2 protein-coding genes are annotated in these 1,252 nt (G+C 34.8%); both read left to right on the top strand.

Annotation, left to right across the window (positions count from 1 at the left end):
- The first annotated feature begins 48 nt into the window (after window positions 1-48).
- Window positions 49-603: a transposase gene (locus tag ADH99_RS06130; RefSeq protein WP_005608245.1), complete on the top strand. Its 555-nt coding sequence runs from the start codon at window positions 49-51 to the stop codon at window positions 601-603.
- On the top strand, window positions 579-1,252 hold a 674-nt coding region (locus ADH99_RS06125), incomplete at its 3' end, for an IS3 family transposase (RefSeq protein ID WP_160313169.1). The genes ADH99_RS06130 and ADH99_RS06125, both read left to right, overlap by 25 nt.

Raw genomic sequence — 1,252 nt, 5'->3', positions numbered from 1 at the left:
TGATATGTACCCCCTTTACTGGACAAACCAGTAAAGGGGGTATTTATTATGCGTTACTCATTTGAATTCAAAATGAAATGTGTAGAATTATATCGACAAGGAATATGGGCCGAAACGCCTGAAAAAGTTATGAAAAGGAGTTTCCAAAGAAAAATACTGGATTGGGATAAAATTGAAAAAATTCACGGACCTAAAGGATTAGAGCGCGTTAAAAGGCAAAGAAAATGGACAGCAGAAGAAAAATTGACATTTATTCTACAGGTTTTAAACGGGAAGACTCTTTCAGAGGTTTCTTTTCCAGCAGGAATTAGTCGCGGATTATTAAGTTCTTGGGTTCACAAGTACCTAACTTATGGATATAATGGTCTAAAGAATGAGAAACGTAGACAAGCATTATCTAAGGAGCTTATTATGAATAAAAAAGCTGTGACTGGTAACCTTTCAGAATCCGAACGAGAAGAATTAGTTCGATTACGTGAGCGAAATGCATATTTAGAAGCTGAAATTGCTGTTATAAAAAAACTGAGAGCCTTGAGAAAAGAACAGGAAGCTGCGCTTCTCAAGGCGCGAAAGCAGCGATCATCAAGGAACTTCGAGAAGTAGGATACCAACTAAAATATCTTCTTAAAGCGATGAAAATGGCTAAATCTACTTATTATTTTGAATTAAATAAAGTAGATGCTGTGGCTGAGAAAAATGGTGAGTTATTATCGGAAATCCAAACCATCTTTCATGTAAATAAAGGTAGATATGGTGTTAGAAGAATTTACCAAGAACTTCGTCGTAGAGGCTACGTTGTTAATCATAAAAGAGTTCAACGTCTGATGCATATAAATGATTTATATGGAAAACGCCCTAAACAAAAATACCATTCCTATCGCGGTAGTGTTGGAAAAGTTGCTGATAATATTATTAATAGAGATTTTGTGGCCAAAAGGCCTCTTCAGAAATGGAGTACAGATGTCTCTCAATTCACTTTTTCTTGGGGGAAATGTTTCTTTTCTCCAATTTTGGATATGTCTACTAATGAAATAATCTCCTATGATCTTTCTCTAAGCCCCAACTTAGAACAGATTCAAAGGATGTTAAATAGAGCTTTCAAAAAATTCCCTGATGTTAATGGATTGGTTCTACATTCAGATCAAGGTTGGCAATATCAACACGCATTTTATCAAAGATCATTAAAAGAACGAGGCATTATACAATCAATGTCTCGAAAAGGAAATTGTTATGATAATTGCATTATAGAAAC

The sequence above is a fragment of the Granulicatella sp. 572.rep1_STHE genome, from assembly GCF_001073445.1.
Classification (GTDB): Bacteria; Bacillota; Bacilli; order Lactobacillales; family Aerococcaceae; genus Granulicatella; species Granulicatella adiacens.
This window is presented reverse-complemented; position numbering and strand designations above follow the sequence as displayed.

Excerpts from the sequence above, each read along its gene's own strand:
- ADH99_RS06130 (WP_005608245.1), top strand. The coding sequence starts at position 49 with ATGCGTTACTCATTTGAATTCAAAATGAAATGTGTAGAATTATATCGA.